Annotated in this window: 17 protein-coding genes; 12 read left to right on the top strand and 5 right to left on the bottom strand. The window is 33.0% G+C overall.

Annotation, left to right across the window (positions count from 1 at the left end):
- Positions 1–60 precede the first annotated feature (60 nt).
- From KAOT1_RS09815 to KAOT1_RS09790, 6 genes are all read left to right on the top strand, one after another.
- Complete coding sequence (locus tag KAOT1_RS09815) at positions 61–1242, top strand: aspartate aminotransferase family protein (RefSeq protein ID WP_007094639.1); 1182 nt, start codon at positions 61–63, stop codon at positions 1240–1242.
- A 199-nt stretch (positions 1243–1441) separates the two neighbouring features.
- Positions 1442–2842, top strand: a complete 1401-nt coding sequence (locus KAOT1_RS09810; protein ID WP_007094638.1) for a tetratricopeptide repeat protein — start codon at positions 1442–1444, stop codon at positions 2840–2842.
- 74 nt (positions 2843–2916) lie between these two features.
- Entirely contained in the window at positions 2917–3867 is a 951-nt protein-coding gene (locus KAOT1_RS09805) for a DUF368 domain-containing protein (RefSeq protein WP_007094637.1), read from the top strand.
- Positions 3868–3882: 15 nt separating this feature from the next.
- Positions 3883–4899: a DUF368 domain-containing protein gene (locus KAOT1_RS09800; RefSeq protein WP_007094636.1), complete on the top strand. Its 1017-nt coding sequence runs from the start codon at positions 3883–3885 to the stop codon at positions 4897–4899.
- Positions 4874–5635 carry a shikimate dehydrogenase family protein gene (locus KAOT1_RS09795; protein ID WP_007094635.1) on the top strand — a complete coding sequence of 254 codons (762 nt, stop codon included), beginning with the start codon at positions 4874–4876 and terminating at the stop codon, positions 5633–5635. The genes KAOT1_RS09800 and KAOT1_RS09795 overlap by 26 nt, the downstream gene beginning before the upstream one ends.
- Before the next feature lie 120 nt (positions 5636–5755).
- On the top strand, positions 5756–7792 hold the full coding sequence (locus KAOT1_RS09790; RefSeq protein WP_007094634.1) for a DUF349 domain-containing protein: 2037 nt from the start codon (positions 5756–5758) through the stop codon (positions 7790–7792).
- 437 nt (positions 7793–8229) lie between these two features.
- Here the strand turns inward: KAOT1_RS09790 and mazG are convergent, their stop codons facing one another.
- Positions 8230–9003: a nucleoside triphosphate pyrophosphohydrolase gene (mazG, locus tag KAOT1_RS09785; protein ID WP_007094633.1), complete on the bottom strand. Its 774-nt coding sequence runs from the start codon at positions 9001–9003 to the stop codon at positions 8230–8232.
- Positions 9004–9083: 80 nt separating this feature from the next.
- Between mazG and KAOT1_RS09780 the strand changes: the two genes are divergently transcribed.
- The 3 genes from KAOT1_RS09780 (at position 9084) to KAOT1_RS09770 (ending at position 13083) form a co-directional block, all read left to right on the top strand.
- A complete protein-coding gene (locus KAOT1_RS09780) occupies positions 9084–9527 on the top strand; it encodes a DinB family protein (protein ID WP_007094632.1) in 444 nt (147 codons plus the stop codon).
- A 170-nt stretch (positions 9528–9697) separates the two neighbouring features.
- Positions 9698–12373 (top strand): pentapeptide repeat-containing protein, encoded by a 2676-nt coding sequence (locus KAOT1_RS09775; protein WP_007094631.1) that lies wholly within the window; start codon positions 9698–9700, stop codon positions 12371–12373.
- Positions 12374–12582: 209 nt separating this feature from the next.
- Positions 12583–13083 (top strand): hypothetical protein, encoded by a 501-nt coding sequence (locus KAOT1_RS09770; RefSeq protein WP_157560090.1) that lies wholly within the window; start codon positions 12583–12585, stop codon positions 13081–13083.
- A gap of 80 nt (positions 13084–13163) precedes the next feature.
- Here KAOT1_RS09770 and KAOT1_RS09765 read toward each other — a convergent pair whose 3' ends face one another.
- The 3 genes from KAOT1_RS09765 to ruvX all read right to left on the bottom strand — a co-directional run bounded on the left by KAOT1_RS09765 (position 13164) and on the right by ruvX (position 14806).
- Positions 13164–13577, bottom strand: coding sequence for a DUF5606 family protein (locus KAOT1_RS09765; RefSeq protein WP_007094629.1), 414 nt, complete (start codon positions 13575–13577; stop codon positions 13164–13166).
- Between the two features lie 223 nt (positions 13578–13800).
- On the bottom strand, positions 13801–14391 hold the full coding sequence (gene def / locus KAOT1_RS09760; protein ID WP_007094628.1) for a peptide deformylase: 591 nt from the start codon (positions 14389–14391) through the stop codon (positions 13801–13803).
- Positions 14392–14398: 7 nt separating this feature from the next.
- The gene (gene ruvX, locus KAOT1_RS09755) at positions 14399–14806 is read right to left on the bottom strand and encodes a Holliday junction resolvase RuvX (RefSeq protein ID WP_007094627.1); all 408 of its coding nucleotides are present in this window, start codon (positions 14804–14806) and stop codon (positions 14399–14401) included.
- A gap of 202 nt (positions 14807–15008) precedes the next feature.
- Here ruvX and KAOT1_RS09750 point away from each other — a divergent pair, with 202 nt between their 5' ends.
- From KAOT1_RS09750 to KAOT1_RS09740, 3 genes are all read left to right on the top strand, one after another.
- Positions 15009–16187, top strand: a complete 1179-nt coding sequence (locus KAOT1_RS09750) for an acyltransferase family protein (RefSeq protein WP_202944329.1) — start codon at positions 15009–15011, stop codon at positions 16185–16187.
- Positions 16188–16296: 109 nt separating this feature from the next.
- On the top strand, positions 16297–17076 hold the full coding sequence (locus KAOT1_RS09745) for an SDR family NAD(P)-dependent oxidoreductase (RefSeq protein WP_007094625.1): 780 nt from the start codon (positions 16297–16299) through the stop codon (positions 17074–17076).
- Positions 17077–17299: 223 nt separating this feature from the next.
- On the top strand, positions 17300–18115 hold the full coding sequence (locus KAOT1_RS09740; RefSeq protein WP_040559990.1) for a 2,3,4,5-tetrahydropyridine-2,6-dicarboxylate N-succinyltransferase: 816 nt from the start codon (positions 17300–17302) through the stop codon (positions 18113–18115).
- Positions 18116–18383: 268 nt separating this feature from the next.
- Here the strand turns inward: KAOT1_RS09740 and KAOT1_RS22875 are convergent, their stop codons facing one another.
- Positions 18384–18527 (bottom strand): hypothetical protein, encoded by a 144-nt coding sequence (locus tag KAOT1_RS22875; protein WP_007094623.1) that lies wholly within the window; start codon positions 18525–18527, stop codon positions 18384–18386.
- Positions 18528–18638 lie beyond the last annotated feature (111 nt).

Here is an 18638-nt window from a genome sequence, read left to right as displayed (position 1 = left end):
ATGATTACCACGAGATAACTTCGTATCTTTGCAACGAAGATTTTGAAGGAGGTTTTAGCTATGAAAGAAGATTTTTTTACATATCAGGCACAAACAACGCCACATCCGCTTGCCATGGAAATATCGCATGCGGAAGGAAGTTACATTTACGATAGCAACAATAAAGCATATTTAGATTTTGTGGCTGGTGTTTCTGCGTGTAGTTTAGGTCATAAACATCCAAGAGTTGTCAATGCTATCAAAGAGCAATTAGACAAATATTTACACGTAATGGTATATGGAGAATATGTGCAAAAATCGGCAGTAGATTTGACAAAATTATTAGCTTCACAATTACCTGATCCGTTAAAAAAAACATACCTCACCAATTCAGGAACGGAAGCGATTGAAGGCGCTATGAAGCTTGCCAAACGTTTCACAGGACGTTCGGAAATTATTGCAGCTAAGCGCGCGTATCACGGAAACACACAAGGCGCAATGAGCATTATGGGCTTTGAAGAACGCAAACAAGCTTTTCGTCCATTGCTACCTGATGTTCATTTTATTGGATTTAATAATGAAGCCGATTTAGAAAAAATCACTACAAAAACAGCAGCTGTTATTTTAGAAACCATTCAAGGTGGCGCAGGATTTATTGTTCCTGATGAAAACTATCTCAGAAAAGTGAAATTTCGTTGTCAAACTGTTGGCGCATTGCTCATACTTGATGAAATTCAACCTGGATTTGGTCGCACAGGAAAACTTTTTGGTTTCCAAAATTACAACGTTGTTCCAGATATTGTTGTGATGGGAAAAGGAATGGGTGGCGGAATGCCCATTGGTGCATTTACAGCTTCGACGGAAATCATGGATGTTTTACACGATCAGCCAAAACTAGGACACATTACAACATTTGGAGGTCATCCCGTAATTGCCGCAGCGAGTTTGGCGACATTAAAAGAAATTTTAGATAGTGATTTAATGTGTCAAACTTTAGATAAAGAAGAACTTTTTAGAGAATTGTTACAACACGAATACATTGAAGAAATTCGCGGAAAAGGATTAATGCTTTCACTAATTGTAAAAAATGCTGACATTGCCAATCAAATTATTTTGGGCTGTTTGCAAGAAGGATTAATTCTTTTTTGGCTACTTTTTGAACCAAAAGCGGTTCGAATTACACCGCCTTTAACAATTTCAGAAGAAGAAATTAAGCAAGGTTGCTCCATAATTATGAAAGTTTTACGAAATATTAAAGACTAAATACTTCTTACAATCGTTATTAATACCTACAAAACCTACCATTACTAAAAATAACCAACTAAAAATCAAATCGTTGTCAAAGCGACACATATTATTCGTTGTTGATTACTTTGTTGAAAACAATTAGCCGTAAGCTAACAAAACAACACTTTCATCAACTACATTTAATGTTATAGAAATCTAAAAGCACGTATTGCCTATGCTATTTAGCTCTAATGAAGATCAAAATTTTGCACTTTCGAAGTTTGAATCGATGTTGAAAACTAACAATGTTTTCTTTTTTGATTCGGCTGAATTTGAAGATATCGTACACCATTATTTAGACGCAGGAAAAGTTTCGCTTGCAAAAAAAGCCATCAAAATTGGCTTAGAACAACATCCGAGTTCTGTGAATTTAAAACTCATAGAAATCGAACTGATGGTGTTTGAAAATAAACTAGATGAAGCTGAAAAACGTTTAGACGCTTTGTATGTTTTAGAAAGTTCTAACGCAGAAATATACATTCAAAAAGCAAATATATTTTCAAAAAGAGATGAACATTACAAAGCGATTGAATTGCTCAAAACGGCACTCGAATACAGCAACGATCAAGCTGATGTAAATTCTTTAATTGGAATGGAATACCTTTTTATTGACGACTTTAAAGAAGCAAAACGTCACTTTATGAAGTGTATAGAAGCTGATATTGACGATTATTCTTCTTTATACAACATCATCTATTGTTTTGAATTTTTGGAAGATATTGATGGCGCCATCAACTATTTAAATGGTTACATTGACAAAAACCCGTATTCAGAAGTAGCGTGGCATCAACTTGGAAAACAATATTACACCAAAAAATTATTTACGGAAGCTTTGGCTTCTTTTGACTTTGCTATTATTGCAGACGATCGTTTTATTGGTGCGTATCTTGAAAAAGGAAAAGTTCTTGAAAAACTGGGCGAATATGAAGAAGCAATTCACAACTATCAAGTTACATTAGAATTAGACGATCCTACTTCTTTTGCGTATTTGCGCATGGGAAAATGCTACGAAAAGCTAGGTAAAAAAGATTTGGCTGTTAAATTTTATTACAAAACGGTTCACGAAGATCCTTTATTAGATAAAGGTTGGACAGCAATTACAGACTTTTACATCAAGCAAGAAAACTATCAAAAAGCACTTTATTACATCAACAAAGCTATCAATATTGATACAGAAAATGTTTCCTATTGGAAGCGAAGTGCCGAAATTCATCGTGCATTGCAAATGTATGAAGAAGCAGATATTGCCTATCAAAAAACAGTAGAACTCGGAAATTACGAGCTTTCCACGTGGATTGCTTGGGCAGATATTTTAAAACTCCTCGGTGAATATAATAACAGCACGCATGTATTATTACAGGCATTAGAGTTTTATCCTGATAACTCAAAAATCGAATACCGATTGGCAGGAATTTATTTTATTCTTGGCGAGCAAAGTAAAGGAACATTTCATCTAAAAAATGCCTTACGAAACAACTTTAAACAGCATTTGTTATTTCAAAAACTGTTTCCAGGCGTAGTGATGCGTATTTCTGTAAAAAATATTATTTCAGAATTTAAAAAATCGTCCACATAAAATTCCATACTTTTGCGTGTAGCTTTTGGAAGTAAAAAAGCTTCTATGTTACAAAACTTATAATTCAGCTGCACATGAATAGAAATCTATTCGATTATTTAGTCATTACTTTAAAAGGGTTTGCTATGGGCGCTGCCGATGTTGTACCTGGTGTTTCTGGTGGAACAATTGCGTTTATTTCTGGAATTTATGAAGAATTGATTATGTCGATCAATAATGTAAATCTCGATCTGTTCAAAACTTTACAAAAAGAAGGAATCAAAGCGGCGTGGACACAACTCAACGGAAATTTTCTATTGGCGCTTATACTTGGTATAGGAACCAGCATACTTTCGTTAGCTTCTATTATCAAGGAATTATTAAAAACCGAATTTGTATTGTTGTGGGCATTTTTCTTCGGATTAGTAATTGCAAGTATTCTATTTGTAGGAAAACAGATAGAAAAATGGGATTGGAAAGCTATTCTTGGTTTTACTATTGCTGCCATTGTTGCCTATTTCATAACCACATTACCTATTGGAAAAGAAGAAGAAATTCCTTCTTGGTATTATTTAATTGCTGGTGCACTGGCAATTTGCGCTATGATTTTACCCGGAATATCAGGAGCATTTATCCTACTCCTTCTGGGCGCGTATGATCCTGTACTAACAGCTGTTAAGAATAGAGACATTCAAGTAATAGCTATTTTTGCAATTGGTGCAATTATCGGGTTACTTTCGTTTTCAAAAATCTTAAAATGGTTATTCAATAATTATAAAAATCTAACATTAGCCATTCTGACAGGTTTTATTTTAGGTTCACTCAACAAAATATGGCCTTGGAAAGAAATCATAGGGACACGTCCTAATTCACATGGAGAACAAGTAAATGTTTACGGGAAAAGTATTTTGCCAAGCACATTTGAATCTTTCAACAATTTAGACGCGCAAACCACTTATGCAATTGTGTTGATGGTTGTTGGATTTCTGACTATTTTTATGATGGAAAAATTTGCTTCCAAAAAAAATAAAAAACACACATCATAGAATTCATAAAACTGCATGGAAAACACGCGAACGCTCAAAGATAAAATCTTACTTGTCATCAAAGGATTGGCAATGGGTGCGGCAAACAAAGTTCCTGGAGTTTCTGGTGGCGTTGTTGCATTTGTCGCGGGTTTTTATGAGGAATTTATTTTCTCGCTACAGCGGATTAATGGAAAAGCTTTCAAACTATTATTTAACGGACGTTTTAAAAGTTTCTACGAATACATTAACGGACGCTTTTTAAGCTTACTTATCTTAGGAATGCTCGTCAGTTATTTTAGTGTTTCTAAAATCTTAGATTATTTTATTCAGCATTACGAATTGTATGTTTGGGCTGCTTTTTTTGGGATGATTCTCGGATCAATATATTACATCGCAAAAGATTTTAAACATTGGAATCGCGTTACAATATTGAGCTTATTGATTGGTGCTACGATTGGAATTGCCATAAGTTTTATGAGTCCCGCAAAAGAAAACGATCATTTGTTGTTTGTATTTCTTTGTGGAATCATTAGTGTTTCAGGAATGACGTTGCCTGGACTTTCGGGTTCGTTCATTTTGATACTTCTCGGAAATTATGTCCTTTTGTTAGTCGATTCAGTAAACGCGTTGTATGATACGTTTGCAGACATGCTCAGCGGAGATTTTAGTTTCACAAGTAATCCTGAACGCATACGCGATTTAAAAATTTTAGGTGTTTTTACAGCAGGTTCAACGGTAGGGTTGGTTACCTTATCACATCTTTTAAATTTTGTTTTAAAACATTACAAACACATTACAACGGCAGTAATTATTGGGTTTATTTCGGGTTCATTGGGCGTGGTTTGGCCTTGGAAAGAAACTATTTATAAAGTTGATGAAGCTGGCGTATATTTAGTAGACTCAAACGGAAAACAAATCATTCAAAATTACGAACGAATGATTCCTGATGTAGCTTCAAGCGAAACTTGGATTGCTGTATTTTATATCCTTATCGGAATTTCAATTGTATTAGCCTTAGATTGGTATGGAAAACGAACTAAAAAAGTATAAATCATTATTTGGGCTGCTCGGAAAACACATAGCGTATTCGTTTTCCCGTGGTTATTTCTCCGACAAATTTAAGTCGTTGAAATTGAACGATCATTTTTATACAAATTTTGATATTCCAACCATTGAAGATTTCCCGAAAATCATTGCTAAAAACCCAAATATCAAAGGAATGAATGTCACTATTCCGTACAAAGAAGCAGTGATTCCGCACTTAGATAAATTACACAAAAAAGCAAAAAAAATTGGTGCTGTAAACACCATAAAAATTCAAGAAGATGGCACGCTTAAAGGATACAACACAGATTGTTACGGATTCAAAAAATCCATCAAACCATACTTAAAAAAGCATCATAAAAAAGCATTAATTCTTGGGACTGGTGGCGCTTCAAAGGCAATTGCTTTTGTTTTTGAAGAATTAAATATTGACTACAAGTACGTTTCGCGGAAGCCAAAAAACGATCAATCGATTTCCTATCGAGATTTAAGTGAAAAAATCATGAAATCGCACCCAATAATTGTCAACTGCACTCCATTGGGAACTTTTCCTAAAATTGAAGATTGTCCAGACATTCCATACAAATATGTTTCTAAAGATTTTTTACTTTTTGATTTAATCTACAATCCGTCAGAAACTACCTTTTTAAAACTCGGTCGCTTGCAAGGAGCTGAAATTGCAAATGGTTACAAAATGTTAGAATTTCAAGCAGAAAAGGCTTGGAAAATATGGAATTCGTAATAAAAAACACAAATTTTACTGCAATTATAGCAGTTTCTCATCTGTAAAACTTTGTCGTTTTGTTTCTTGTTAGTATATTCGGACTTTAAAGCTTGAAGAAGAACCCAAACATTTTTAATGATGTTAGAAGAAAAAGATGATAACCTGCAAGACGCAGAAGGAAATTTAGAAGAACAGTCTAGTACTGCTAATGAAACGGAAGAAACGCAATCTGAAGTTGAAAATGACGTAACAGCTGAAGCTGAAAGCGATGTTGAAACTACCGAAACAGAAGCTGTTACTGAAGAAACGGAAACAGTTGAAGAAACTGTTGCGGAAACTTCAGCAGCAGTAACAGAAACGGACGTTGAAGATGCTGAGCAAACATTAGAAGAACATCAAGAAGCTGTTAATGAAGTGCATGAAAATGTTGCGGAAGATGCAGAAGATGAAAGTGCCAATGAGCGTCATGAAATTCCTGTGCTAGATTATCATTCCATGACAAAAGAAGCGTTGGTTGATGAGCTAGAAAAGCTTGTGAAAAATGAAAAAGTTCAAGCGATAAAAGAACATGTTGACGGAATTAAATCTGAGTTCAATCAGAAGTTTAATGAAGTTTTAGAGCAACGCAAAGAAGAATTTTTAGCCGAAGGCGGAAACATCATTGACTTCCATTTTTCATTACCAATCAAAGGAAGATTCAATGTTGCTTACAACGAATATCGTAGCAAGCGAAATGAATATTATAAAAATTTAGAAAAAGACCTACACGCAAATCTTGAAAAACGTCTGGCTTTAATTGAAGAACTCAAAGGATTATTAAATGTTGAAGAAAACATTAATAATACGTACAAACACTTCAAGCAAATACAAGAACAATGGCGTAATGCAGGTTCAATTCCAAAAACACAGTACAATAATGTTTGGCGAACGTATCATCATCATGTGGAACGTTTTTACGACTTTTTACACTTAAATAGAGATCTTCGTGATTTAGATTTTAAGCGTAATTATGAAGAAAAATTAAAGATTGTTGCGCGTGCTGAAGAATTAGCTAAGGAAGAAAATATCATTCACGCTTTCCGCGAATTGCAAAACTTACACAGACTTTGGAAGGAAGATATTGGTCCTGTTGCCAAAGAATTGCGTGAAGAAGTTTGGAACAAATTCAGTACAGCAACGAAAGTTATTCATGATAGACGTCAGGAATATTTTAAAAATATTGACAAGATTTACGAGCAGAATTTAGTAGTAAAAGAAGAAATTATCGCTAAAATTCAAGAGATTTCTGCTGGAAATTATAAAGTGCATAATCAGTGGCAAAATAAAATCAAGGAAATTGAAAAGTTACGTGAAGCGTTCTTTAATGCTGGAAAAGTTCCACTAAAAGTAAATGAAGAAACGTGGGCAAAATTCAAACAATCGGTTCGTGAATTTAACGCAAATAAAAATGCGTTTTATAAATCGTTAAAGAAAGAACAGCAAGAAAATCTAGCTAAGAAATTAGCCTTGATTGAATTGGCAGAATCTTTAAAAGATAGTGACGATTGGGCAGAAACGACACCAAAAATGAAGAAAGTACAAGCCGATTGGAAGAAGATTGGACATGTGCCAAAGAAAATTTCTGATAAGGTTTGGAAACAGTTTAAGAACGCGTGTAATCACTATTTTGATCGTTTGCATGCACAGAAAAATGCCGCAAGCGCTGAAGAAAATGCTGCTTTAGAAAAGAAAGAAGCGTTTTTGTCTGAAATGGAAGCATTTGAATTGTCTGGCGACACAAAACAAGACATCGAAACGATTAAGAAAAAAATTGCCGATTGGAAATCGATTGGTCGTGTTCCTTACAATAAGAAAAATATAGACAACAAATTCAACAAAGTGATTGACGGATTGTTCAAGAAATTGAATATTGACAAACAGGAATCTGAGTTGATTAAATATAGCAATCGTTTAGAGAATTTAGACGAACGCAAAATTAATTCAGAACGAATTTTTATTCGTAGAAAAATTGATGATATTACGGCTGAAATTCGTCAATTGGAGAATAATTTACAATTCTTTTCCAACTCGTCTTCTAACAGTCCGATGTTGAAAAAAGTACATCAAGATATTGAGAAACATAAAAGAGCGTTAGATACTTGGAAAGCTAAGTTGGATCAGTTGCGAGCGCTTTAATTAGTATCGAGATTTTAGATTTTAGATTTTAGTATTGAGATATTTCTCGACTAACATTAGATATACAAAAGTCATTTAGGAAACTAGATGACTTTTTTTGTTTCTTGCTGTTATGTGAAGCCAATTCAACATTTAAAATTCAACATCTAACATAAAAAAAAGATACAGATTACTTCGTCGAAACTCCTCGTAATGACGTTTCAAAACTACTTTTACATTTAAAATTTAGTGTTTTACACTTAGCATTTCAAAGCATATCTCGATACAAGTTTCTTAACAGAAATTCACTCGATATGACGATTGGTACTTTAAAAAACAAAATACTATGTGAAGTAAGCTCAACATTTAAGATCCAACATCCAACATAAAAAAAAGAAGCAGATTACTTAGTCTAAAATCTTCGTAATGACGTTCTGAAAGACTTTTACATTTTACATTTAAAGTTTCTTAGCTTCTTCCCAAAAAACGTCCATTTCAGCAAGTGTCATATCGGCAAGTTGTTTGTTGAGTCCTGCGGCTTTTTGTTCTAAATATTGAAAACGTTTGATGAATTTTTTATTCGTGCGCTCCAACGCATTTTCAGGATCAATTTTGAGGAAACGTGCATAATTAATCATTGAAAATAATACATCACCAAATTCAGATTCCATTGCTAGCTGATCGCCTTTGGCAACTTCTTCTTGAAATTCGCCTAGTTCTTCCTCTAACTTTTCCCAAACTTGCTCGGGTTGTTCCCAATCGAAACCAACACCTGCCACTTTATCTTGAATCCGATTCGCTTTTACCAGCGCAGGTAAACTTTTTGGAACGCCTTCTAATACTGATTTTTTTCCTTCTTTTAGTTTTAAATTTTCCCAATTGCGTTTCACATCTTCTTCATCATGCACTTCAACATCGCTGTAAATATGCGGATGACGACTGATGAGTTTCTCACAAATTCCATTGGCAACATCGGCAATATCAAAATCGTTCGTTTCACTACCAATTTTGGCGTAAAATACAATATGCAGGAGCAAATCGCCCAATTCTTTTTTGACTTCATTCAAATCATTTTCTAGAATGGCGTCACCCAATTCATAGGTTTCTTCAATCGTTAAATGACGTAAGGTTTGCAAGGTTTGTTTTTTGTCCCACGGACATTGCTCACGCAGTTCGTCCATAATAGTTAACAAACGATCAAAGGCTTCCAATTGTGCTTTTCTAGAATTCATAAGTTGGTGTGTATAAGAATGGCAAAACTAGGTATTTTCAAAACAATCTTTGTACTTTTAAATCATCAAAATAGCACTTTATGAAAACTTCTATTATAAAATTATATTCAAGAGAAATTGACCGATTGGCTTCCGAAATTGAACAATACAAAGAGGAAACTTCACTTTGGAAAGTTACGGAAACGATTTCAAATTCTGGCGGAAACTTGTGTTTACATCTCATTGGAAATCTGAATCATTTCATTGGAAAGCATTTAGGAAACACCAATTATGTACGGCAGCGTGATTTGGAATTCAGTTCGAAAAATATTCCAAAAGCGACTTTACTCACGGATATTGCAATTGTAAAACAAGTCGTCATTGCAGCTTTAGAGAACTTTCCTGAAGAAAAATTACGAGAAAATTATCCCATTGAAAAAAATGGTGAAGTCTTGACCAACGAATTTATGCTTCTACATCTTTTTTGGCATTTAAGTTATCATGTGGGACAGATTAATTACCATCGTAGACTTTTAGATTGTTAGACTCGTTCCCGCGTAGTCGGGAATCTCTTAGTTTTTAGACTTTTCCATACAGAGCTTATCGAAGTACTAAATTATTTCACACTGAGCGGAGTCGAAGTGTAGTTTTTTAGACATGTCAGATTGTGTACGATTTTTATTTTAGTTATTTTAGATGAAATTCGCACTTATATATGTCTGGAACTATTCTACAAAAAAAAACTATCAATTATTATAAGAAGAAACTAAAGATTGAAGTGTCTTTTTTCAAAAATCTTGATGAGTTTCTGAATAATGATTCAAGTGAAGTAAAAACTATTGAAAAAGATCTTTTACCGAATAATCTAAAGTTTAAAAATCTTGTAGAAGGTATTTCATATGTATTTATTTTCAATTCATTAATAAAAACCTATTGTTACATAATTGCTAATAACCGAGAATTATTTCCTGAAGTTAATCATATTGAAAAGCAAAATTTAATAGAAAAATTTGAAGGAAAGTTTGAAAATTTAGAAATAGAAATTGATACTAATTTTTTTCGAAATCCGAGTGACAGTAAAACTTTAAAGAACTTTATTTTACTGTTTAAAGAATGGCTAATTGCCTCAAAAATCACAAATAATCAGATAAAAAATATAACTTCAAATTTTGAGCGAATATTCATGTTATCTATGATTCAAGAGTGGATATCTAGACAAAGTTATTACAGCCAAATAGAGTCTATATTCATCAATAGTCCTTTCATAGATTATACAGAAGAAAGAGAACTTCATGAACTCTATATTCTTTATTTGACAAATTATTATATTTCAATCATTCTCGGAGATGAAAAAGGTATGACATTAGCAAACTTATATGTTGAACCAAGTGCTTCAATATTTAAAGAATGCTTTACAAAAGAAACACAAAAATATTTATACCATAAAGAGGAAGTATTTTGGACTTTAGAATCATATAAAAGTATACACGATATTATATATGATTTTACAAAAAATACAATTAAAGATAAACAATCATTGGAAAATCCCAATGTCAACTGTTTAATGATTTTAGGATACCCAGGACAAGGAAAAACGTCTTTATGTTATTATACCTTGTATGATTTAATTGAGAGTAAAAAAGAAAATAGTACCAAGTATTACTTTATTAAACTTAGAAATATTTCTGAGACTAAGGAGCTTATTAATAATCCAATAAAGATAATTAGCTCTTTCATAAAAGATATTCATGAGATAGAGTTTAATCGTAAAGATAAAAACTTGGTCATTTTAGATGGTTTAGATGAATTATACATGAAGGAAGGTTTGAATAGTAATGATATTGATGAGTTTTGTAGAGAACTTGGAAATATTTCAACATTATTACCTGATACAAAATTCATTGTAACTTCACGCTATGGCTATGTAAATTTAGAACGTCTTAAAAAAAATGAATTCATTATTTTATCACTTGATGAATTTGATAATGAACGTCAACAAGAATGGGTAGATAACTATCGAATTTTTCATCCTGAATCTAATTTAGACTTGAATCAACTAGATTATATCAATCGTAATATTCCTCATGTTTCTGAATTGATTCGCCAACCAATTTTACTGCATTTAATTTCTAAAGTAAAAATTGATTATGACGCACTTTCTAATAGGACTGACATTTACAACAAACTTTTTGATTCTCTAATTCTACGAAAATGGGAGAAAAAAGGGCAAATCGAAAATTTAAGAGGTCTTACTAAAATAAGTTTACGAAGATATATCAGAGATATTGCCTTATCTATTTTTCAAGGAGATTATGAATACATTCGTAAAAAGGACTTAGAAGAATTACCATCAACACAGAGTTTTTTAAACAAACTTGAAAAAGACAATTTAAAAGATTCACTTAAAAGTATTATGATTTCCTTTTATTTTCAAGAAGTAAAAAGAAAGAAAACCGATACATTTGAAGAAGATTCGAGTAACTATGCCATTGAATTTTTACATAAATCACTCCAAGAATATCTTGTTGCAGAAAAAATATGGTACGGCTTTTTAGAACTAATAGACAAACGCGCAAATGGTGAATATTTTATAGATACTTGGCAAGATGCTTTAGCGTACATTAGTGAAATTCTAAGTCCTAAAATCATCTCAAAGGAAATAACAGAATACCTAATAGAACTTATTCAAAATGAAGATGACTTACAATTGAAAATCGATTTAAAAAATCGATTATCATTATATTTTAATTCCTTTTTGAATGTTCATTTTTATGATACAAATCAAAAGTCTAAAAATAATATTGAAAGTAGCATCAATACTTTTTACGGTTTTTGGACGATTTTTTCACATTTAGATATTGATAAAAACTATATTTCTCCACAGTATAAAGAAACTTTCGTACAATTATTAAAATGGTCATTATCAAAACGACATTTATACTATAATTTATCTTATCAAAATTTAAGTCATTCTAATTTGAATGGAGTTAATTTTTCTGAGGTTAGCTTATTACACACCAACTTTTCGCATTGTGCTTTACAAGGAGCTTCTTTTCATAGAGCGTTTATTAATAAATCCATTCTTTATAACTCAGAATTGCAACGTGTGGATTTTTCACATGCTGAAATATACGATACAAACTTAACGAGTTGTGAGTTCATGAATTCTAATTTATCATACACAAATTTTCAAAAATGTAATTTTTCAAATTCTGATTTTTTAAAATGTTTTTATTTAAATACATATTTTGATTCATGCGATTTCTCTGCAGTTGGCAACATCAGTAAAACCGATTTTTATTTGTGCGATAAAGTAATTCGTCCAAAAAACTTATCAATAATCAATTCAATTCCTCAAGAAAAATTAAAAGAAAATAATTTCCTGAAATAAAATTTTAGATCTTCTCATAAACTAATCTAATAAAAATATTCATACTGAGCCTTTCGACTAACGTTCAAGATAACACCTGTCGAAGTATTCACATTGAGCAGAGTCGAAATGTGGCACACTTTATGACTACACAATTACATATAAATTACGGATTTGCAATTTTGCTAAAAAACTATTCCGTATTTTTGAACTCTTAAACTAAAATAATAATGAAAAAAACATTGATCGCACTGTGTATGCTTTTTGTAGCTGCATTTAATGTGCAAGCACAAGAAACTGTTTCTCAGGAGACTGAAGCAGAGAAACAAAAAAGAGCTATGGAGCTGATGTCTATAAAAGTAGATATGACCGTTGATACAGACCTTTTTATGCAAGTAACGCCAAATACGTATGTATCGGAAAGTCCAAAAGCTGTAATCATGGCAATGATTGTTCCTGAAACGTATGAAAATGCAAAAGCAAAACTAGAAAGTAATTTACCTGCTGAGTTTGAAGTAAAAGACAAAGGAGAAAAAATGATGAATGGCGTTAAAGTCATTTTTATGACCGGAGTTAGCAAAGCACAAGGAACTACTATTAATAGTACGGTATATTGCTTAAAACGCGACGCAGATACTTGTACGATGTTTATGGGAATGTCGGAAGTTGGTGCAGACAAGAAATATGTTGATGCCATTAATGCCGCAGCGAATTCAGTTATTAAAAAGTAATTCGTTACATGACATCATACGAAACAAAAAAATCCAGCAAATTGCTGGATTTTTTTATGACTAAACTTTGTACACATGTACTATTCTTCTTCTGATGAAGCCTCTGCGGTAAAATCGGTCATTCCTTTAGAATGTAATAAATTATACCACTGAATTACCTTTTTAATATCACTTGGATACACTCTATCCTGATCGTAATCTGGCAAAACTTCCGAGAAGTAATCTGTTAATACAGCTTTTGATTCTTTATGATTCACAGAAGTCGCCGCTCCGTTTTCTTTCTCCTTTACTTTTTCTAAAACTTCCGCTAGCGGAATTTCTTCTGAATATGTGTAAATTGCAATTTCAGACAGTAAACTTACATTATGACGTAAACTCACTGAGATTTTTTTTCCGTCAGATAATGATTCTGCCACAAACCCATTACGTGTTTGTGTTTTCAATTCATAAAGTCCTGGTTTCCCAGAAATAGCTAATATTTTTTCTAAACTCATACTATATTTTTTCTAACTTAAAGATGGCAAATATACAGATTGTCATTATTCCACCATGTTTTTTAACGTAATTTTTAGTGAGGCGATGTTTTGACAAGCCAAAAAGCACAGTCAAAATAGCTAGTCGAACTAATCTCCCTGAAAAGGGAGATCTTATAATGCATTAATAATCAATCAAATTCCTTCGTTATAGCGTAAAAGGCGATTGATTAATTGAACAGAATTAACGCATCTTTTTCGCGTCTGGAAAACGCATTTTGTAATCAACTTTGATACGTCCGCGCGAAATATTTGTCAACCTTCCTTTTAATAAACGTCTTTTTAGTGCAGATAGTTTATCGGTAAACAAAATTCCTTCAATATGATCGTATTCGTGCTGAATGACACGTGCCGCCAAACCATCATATTCTTCTACATGCTTTTCAAAATTTTCATCCATATATTCAATCTTGATACTTTCTGGACGAAACACATCTTCACGAATGTCAGGAATACTCAAACAGCCTTCATTAAAAACCCAAGGTTCGCCATTGCGCTCTATAATTTTTGCATTGATAAACACTTTTTTCATGCCTTCAAGCTGTTTGCGCTGTTCTTCATCAAGTTCTTCATCTTCTGCAAATCCAGTTGCATCAATCATAAACAAACGAATTGGCAAACCTACTTGCGGAGCTGCCAAACCTACACCATATGCATTGTACATGGTTTCAAACATATTTTCAAGCAAGGTGTCCAAATTTGGATAATCTGGAGTAATATCTTTTGCTACTTTTCGTAAAACTGGATCGCCAAAAGCGACAATTGGTAATATCATATTCGTATTATTTGTATAGATAAGATTGCAAAATAATGGTTGCACTTATTTCATCTATTAAACTTTTATTTTGACGTTGTTTCTTCTTCAATCCACTATCAATCATGGTTTGAAACGCCATTTTTGAAGTAAAACGCTCGTCAACACGTTTTATAGGAATTGCTGGAAGCGCTTTGGTTAATAAGCGAATAAACTCCTTAATCAACGCTTCACTTTCAGAAGCTTCGTTGTTCATTTGTTTGGGTTCGCCTATCAAGAACAACTCAACATTCTCTTTAGCTACATATTCTTTTAAAAACTTGATTAAATCATGCGTTCGAACGGTCGTTAAACCAGAAGCAATTAATTGCATCTCGTCGGTAACGGCAATTCCCGTTCGTTTCTTTCCATAATCAATCGCTAGAATACGCGCCATATAAATTTTTGGCAAAAATAAGGTTTATATTTCAATGTATATAAAAATTGGCAGAATTATTATGGTAATGATAGGAATGTTAGATTATTGAATTTCTTCTACAATTAGACTTTTTAGATTCTCAACAAATTAATTTTAGTCAAACACTATACTTTTCAAATAAAAAATAAGAAATTGGTACTTTTAAATTTGAGTTTTAGTTTTGCAAAAAACACAACGTATACATTCCCTAGATTCTTTACGCGCTATCATGATGATGCTCGGTTTGGTGTTACATTCAGCTTTAACCTATAATGTGACGGTTCATGGAAATGTTTGGAATATAAAAGATACAGAAGCAACCAATATTACAACCGATTTTTTGGTCTTGATGATTCACTCGTTTCGCATGCCGATATTTTTCCTAATTGCTGGTTTTTTTGGTGCATTATTGTTCTACGAAAGAAAACCATGGCAAATGATTAAAAACAGAACTGTGCGAATTGTAATTCCGTTCATCGTATTTTTACTCATCCTTACTCCTATAATGCAATTTTCTTTTGGATATGCTAGTGAAACCTTTGGCGGACAAGAAAATGCTTTGACAAATGCTTTGGCTCTATTCTCCGAATTCTCGGTTTACATTCCAAAAAGCACGTCGCATTTATGGTTTTTATATTATCTATTTTTTGCGACAACATTTACTGTATTGCTTGCTTTTTTATTGAAGAAAACACCAAAACTGACACAAAGAATCAAAAAAAATGGAAACTATATTTTTCATAAACCAGTACTTCGCATTCTTTTCTTTTCAGGAATTACATTTTTTATTTTGACAGTGTTAAAAACACCAATGGTTGCTTCGTCAACATCGCTCATTCCAGACACCAATACCTTTGTATATTATACTTCTTTTTATCTCATCGGATGGCTTTTATATACTTCCAAACAGCAGCTAGAAACACTTAAAAAATACGATTGGTTGTGTGTCATTTTAGCAATTTTGCTAGTAGTGATTCAAGGAATTCTCATTCAATATGCAGATCTTGGCTTGAAGTCGAACACTAATTCTCCACTGCTCATTGCTTTTAGTTCGAGTATTGTTTGGCTCTTTATCTTCGGAATTACAGGACTTTTTATTCGTTATGGAAGTCATCATTCCACAAGAATGCGCTACATTTCAGATGCTTCCTATTGGGTATATTTAATTCATTTACCATTAACAGCATTATTCCCAATTTTATTACAAAAAGTTCCTATTAACGGAATTTTAAAGTTTTTAATTGTGACAATAGCAACAGCAATTGTTTGTTTTACAAGCTATCATTTTTTTGTTCGAAATACATTTATTGGTAAATTTTTAAATGGTAGAAAATATCCTAAAAACTTGAAATCATTGTAAAAAGTTCACTTATTGATGTTCTCAAACCATTTCAATCAAGAATTAAATCAAAAGAGATAACTAACTTCATGCTGTTTGACTAATTTTGAAAGAACATAAAAATTGAAAAATGAAGAAAACAGCATTGATTACAGGAGCAAGTAGCGGAATTGGAAAAGAATTTGCAAAAATTCATGCAGAAAAAGGTGGCGATTTAATCATTGTTGCAAGAAGCGAAGACAAATTGCAAGAACTGAAAAACGAATTAGAATCTAAACATAATATTCAGGTTATAGTTATTACGAAAGACTTAACTGATGCTAATGCGGCGAAAGAAATTTACGAACAACTAAAAGCTGCAAGTATTGAAATTGATTATTTGATAAATAATGCAGGATTTGGAGGAATTGGTCGTTTTGACAAACGCGATCTTCAAAAAGATTTGGCAATGATTCAATTGAATATCTCTGCATTAACTGCAATGACACACTACTTTCTGCAAGATTTTGTAGCACGCAATCAAGGAAAAATTCTGAATGTATCTTCTACAGCAAGTTTGATGGCAGGTCCGTATCAAGCGGTATATTATGCCACAAAAGCGTATGTAACTTCTTTTAGTAACGCTGTGGCGGAAGAAGTACGCGATACCAATATCACTGTAACAGCATTAATGCCTGGCGCTACAGAAACGGACTTCGGAAAAACTTCAGGAATGGACAAGACTGAACTATTTGAAAGTACTGCAAGTCCTAGAAAAGTTGCTGAAGATGGTTACAAAGCTATGATTGCTGGAGATTTGGACGTGATTTCTGGATTGACATTTAGTCAAAAAATAATGATGGCATTGCTTCCTTTTATTCCTAAAAAAATGATGTTGAAACGTATTGGAGAAATGCAAAACGTTTCTTAAAAACTTACATTTTGTTGTAAAATCATAGAATCTGTTAGATATGTAAATTTTAATACTATAATCCGTAATAAGATTTTATCTTTGTGCTTTGAATTGTGCGCAGGATAGCAACGGCATCCTTTTTGGTACATTGAGCGGAGTCGAAATGTACCAAAAAGATATAGTGGATAGCCTGACAACGCACCCAAAAACAGATACGAAAAGCTACAAAATTTATACAAACATGATCGCATTAAAAGAAGCCATTGAAAATGCTTGGGACAACCGAGAATTATTAAAGAACGAAGATACACAAGCGGTAATTCGCAAAGTAATTGACTTATTAGACGTAGGCGAATTGCGCGTTGCCGAACCAACTGCAAATGGTTGGCAAGTGAACGAATGGGTAAAAAAAGCGGTTGTATTGTACTTCCCAATTCAGAAAATGGAAACCTTAGAAGCTGGAATTTTTGAATTTCACGATAAAATTCCATTGAAACGTGGTTATGCAGCAAAAGGAATTCGCGTAGTTCCACATGCAATTGCACGTCACGGCGCATATGTTTCTAAAGGTGTGATTATGATGCCAAGTTACGTAAATATTGGCGCATATGTGGACGAAGGAACAATGGTAGACACGTGGGCAACAGTAGGAAGTTGTGCGCAAATTGGTAAAAATGTGCACTTGTCTGGCGGTGTTGGAATTGGTGGCGTTTTAGAACCGTTGCAAGCAGCGCCTGTGATTATCGAGGATAATGCGTTTATCGGATCGAGATGTATTGTGGTAGAAGGTGTTCATGTAGAAACGGAAGCCGTTTTAGGTGCAAATGTTGTGTTGACAGCTTCTACAAAAATTATTGATGTTACAGGTGATGAACCTGTGGAAATGAAAGGTCGTGTTCCGGCGAGATCGGTAGTAATTCCTGGAAGTTATACGAAAAAATTCCCAGCGGGCGATTATCAAGTACCGTGTGCATTAATTATTGGAAAACGTAAGGAAAGTACCAATAAAAAGACATCACTAAATGATGCGTTGCGCGAGCATGATGTAGCAGTTTAGTGAAACGCTCTTTATTTCGACTTTACTTAATGTGAAGGTCGTTGGTATGTTGGTAAAGGTTTGAAAATGTAGCATACTACGATTTATCCATTTTGAAGAAATTATAGGAAAACCTTGTGCTATCATTTTTAAAAAAAAAGAGGCTGTCTGAAAAATAACAGAAAGTGTCATTCTGGACATGATTCAAAACCGAATCGTACTGACTCAAGTTTAGTACAAGAGTTCAGTTTGACAAAATTCAATTTTTCAGACAGTCGCTTATAATTATTTAGTGCAGCCAGCAATCAAACCAAGTATTACAACCTGTATATGGTCCGCCCGAACCACCTTTGACTTTATCGATTTCTTTGACTTCAAGTTTTGAAATATTCTCTTTAACTAATTTAAGATTTCTAAGATTCTTTTTTTTCATGGTTAAAAGTTTTGATTTATAATTGATTAAATTACAATTAAAACCACTTTTAGTACTACGGGAACACCGTACAATTTGATACATCATAAAAAAAGCAAACCGAAGTTTGCT

The sequence above is a fragment of the Kordia algicida OT-1 genome (assembly GCF_000154725.1).
GTDB lineage: Bacteria > Bacteroidota > Bacteroidia > Flavobacteriales > Flavobacteriaceae > Kordia > Kordia algicida.
The sequence above is the reverse complement of the archived record's forward strand: the minus strand, read 5'-3'. Positions and strand labels throughout refer to the sequence as shown.

Coding starts and splice junctions, on each gene's coding strand:
- KAOT1_RS09815 (WP_007094639.1), top strand. CDS start 61: ATGAAAGAAGATTTTTTTACATATCAGGCACAAACAACGCCACATCCG.
- KAOT1_RS09810 (WP_007094638.1), top strand. CDS start 1,442: ATGCTATTTAGCTCTAATGAAGATCAAAATTTTGCACTTTCGAAGTTT.
- KAOT1_RS09805 (WP_007094637.1), top strand. CDS start 2,917: ATGAATAGAAATCTATTCGATTATTTAGTCATTACTTTAAAAGGGTTT.
- KAOT1_RS09800 (WP_007094636.1), top strand. CDS start 3,883: ATGGAAAACACGCGAACGCTCAAAGATAAAATCTTACTTGTCATCAAA.
- KAOT1_RS09795 (WP_007094635.1), top strand. CDS start 4,874: ATGGAAAACGAACTAAAAAAGTATAAATCATTATTTGGGCTGCTCGGA.
- KAOT1_RS09790 (WP_007094634.1), top strand. CDS start 5,756: ATGTTAGAAGAAAAAGATGATAACCTGCAAGACGCAGAAGGAAATTTA.
- mazG (WP_007094633.1), bottom strand. CDS start 9,003: ATGAATTCTAGAAAAGCACAATTGGAAGCCTTTGATCGTTTGTTAACT.
- KAOT1_RS09780 (WP_007094632.1), top strand. CDS start 9,084: ATGAAAACTTCTATTATAAAATTATATTCAAGAGAAATTGACCGATTG.
- KAOT1_RS09775 (WP_007094631.1), top strand. CDS start 9,698: ATGTCTGGAACTATTCTACAAAAAAAAACTATCAATTATTATAAGAAG.
- KAOT1_RS09770 (WP_157560090.1), top strand. CDS start 12,583: ATGAAAAAAACATTGATCGCACTGTGTATGCTTTTTGTAGCTGCATTT.
- KAOT1_RS09765 (WP_007094629.1), bottom strand. CDS start 13,577: ATGAGTTTAGAAAAAATATTAGCTATTTCTGGGAAACCAGGACTTTAT.
- def (WP_007094628.1), bottom strand. CDS start 14,391: ATGATATTACCAATTGTCGCTTTTGGCGATCCAGTTTTACGAAAAGTA.
- ruvX (WP_007094627.1), bottom strand. CDS start 14,806: ATGGCGCGTATTCTAGCGATTGATTATGGAAAGAAACGAACGGGAATT.
- KAOT1_RS09745 (WP_007094625.1), top strand. CDS start 16,297: ATGAAGAAAACAGCATTGATTACAGGAGCAAGTAGCGGAATTGGAAAA.
- KAOT1_RS09740 (WP_040559990.1), top strand. CDS start 17,300: ATGATCGCATTAAAAGAAGCCATTGAAAATGCTTGGGACAACCGAGAA.
- KAOT1_RS22875 (WP_007094623.1), bottom strand. CDS start 18,527: ATGAAAAAAAAGAATCTTAGAAATCTTAAATTAGTTAAAGAGAATATT.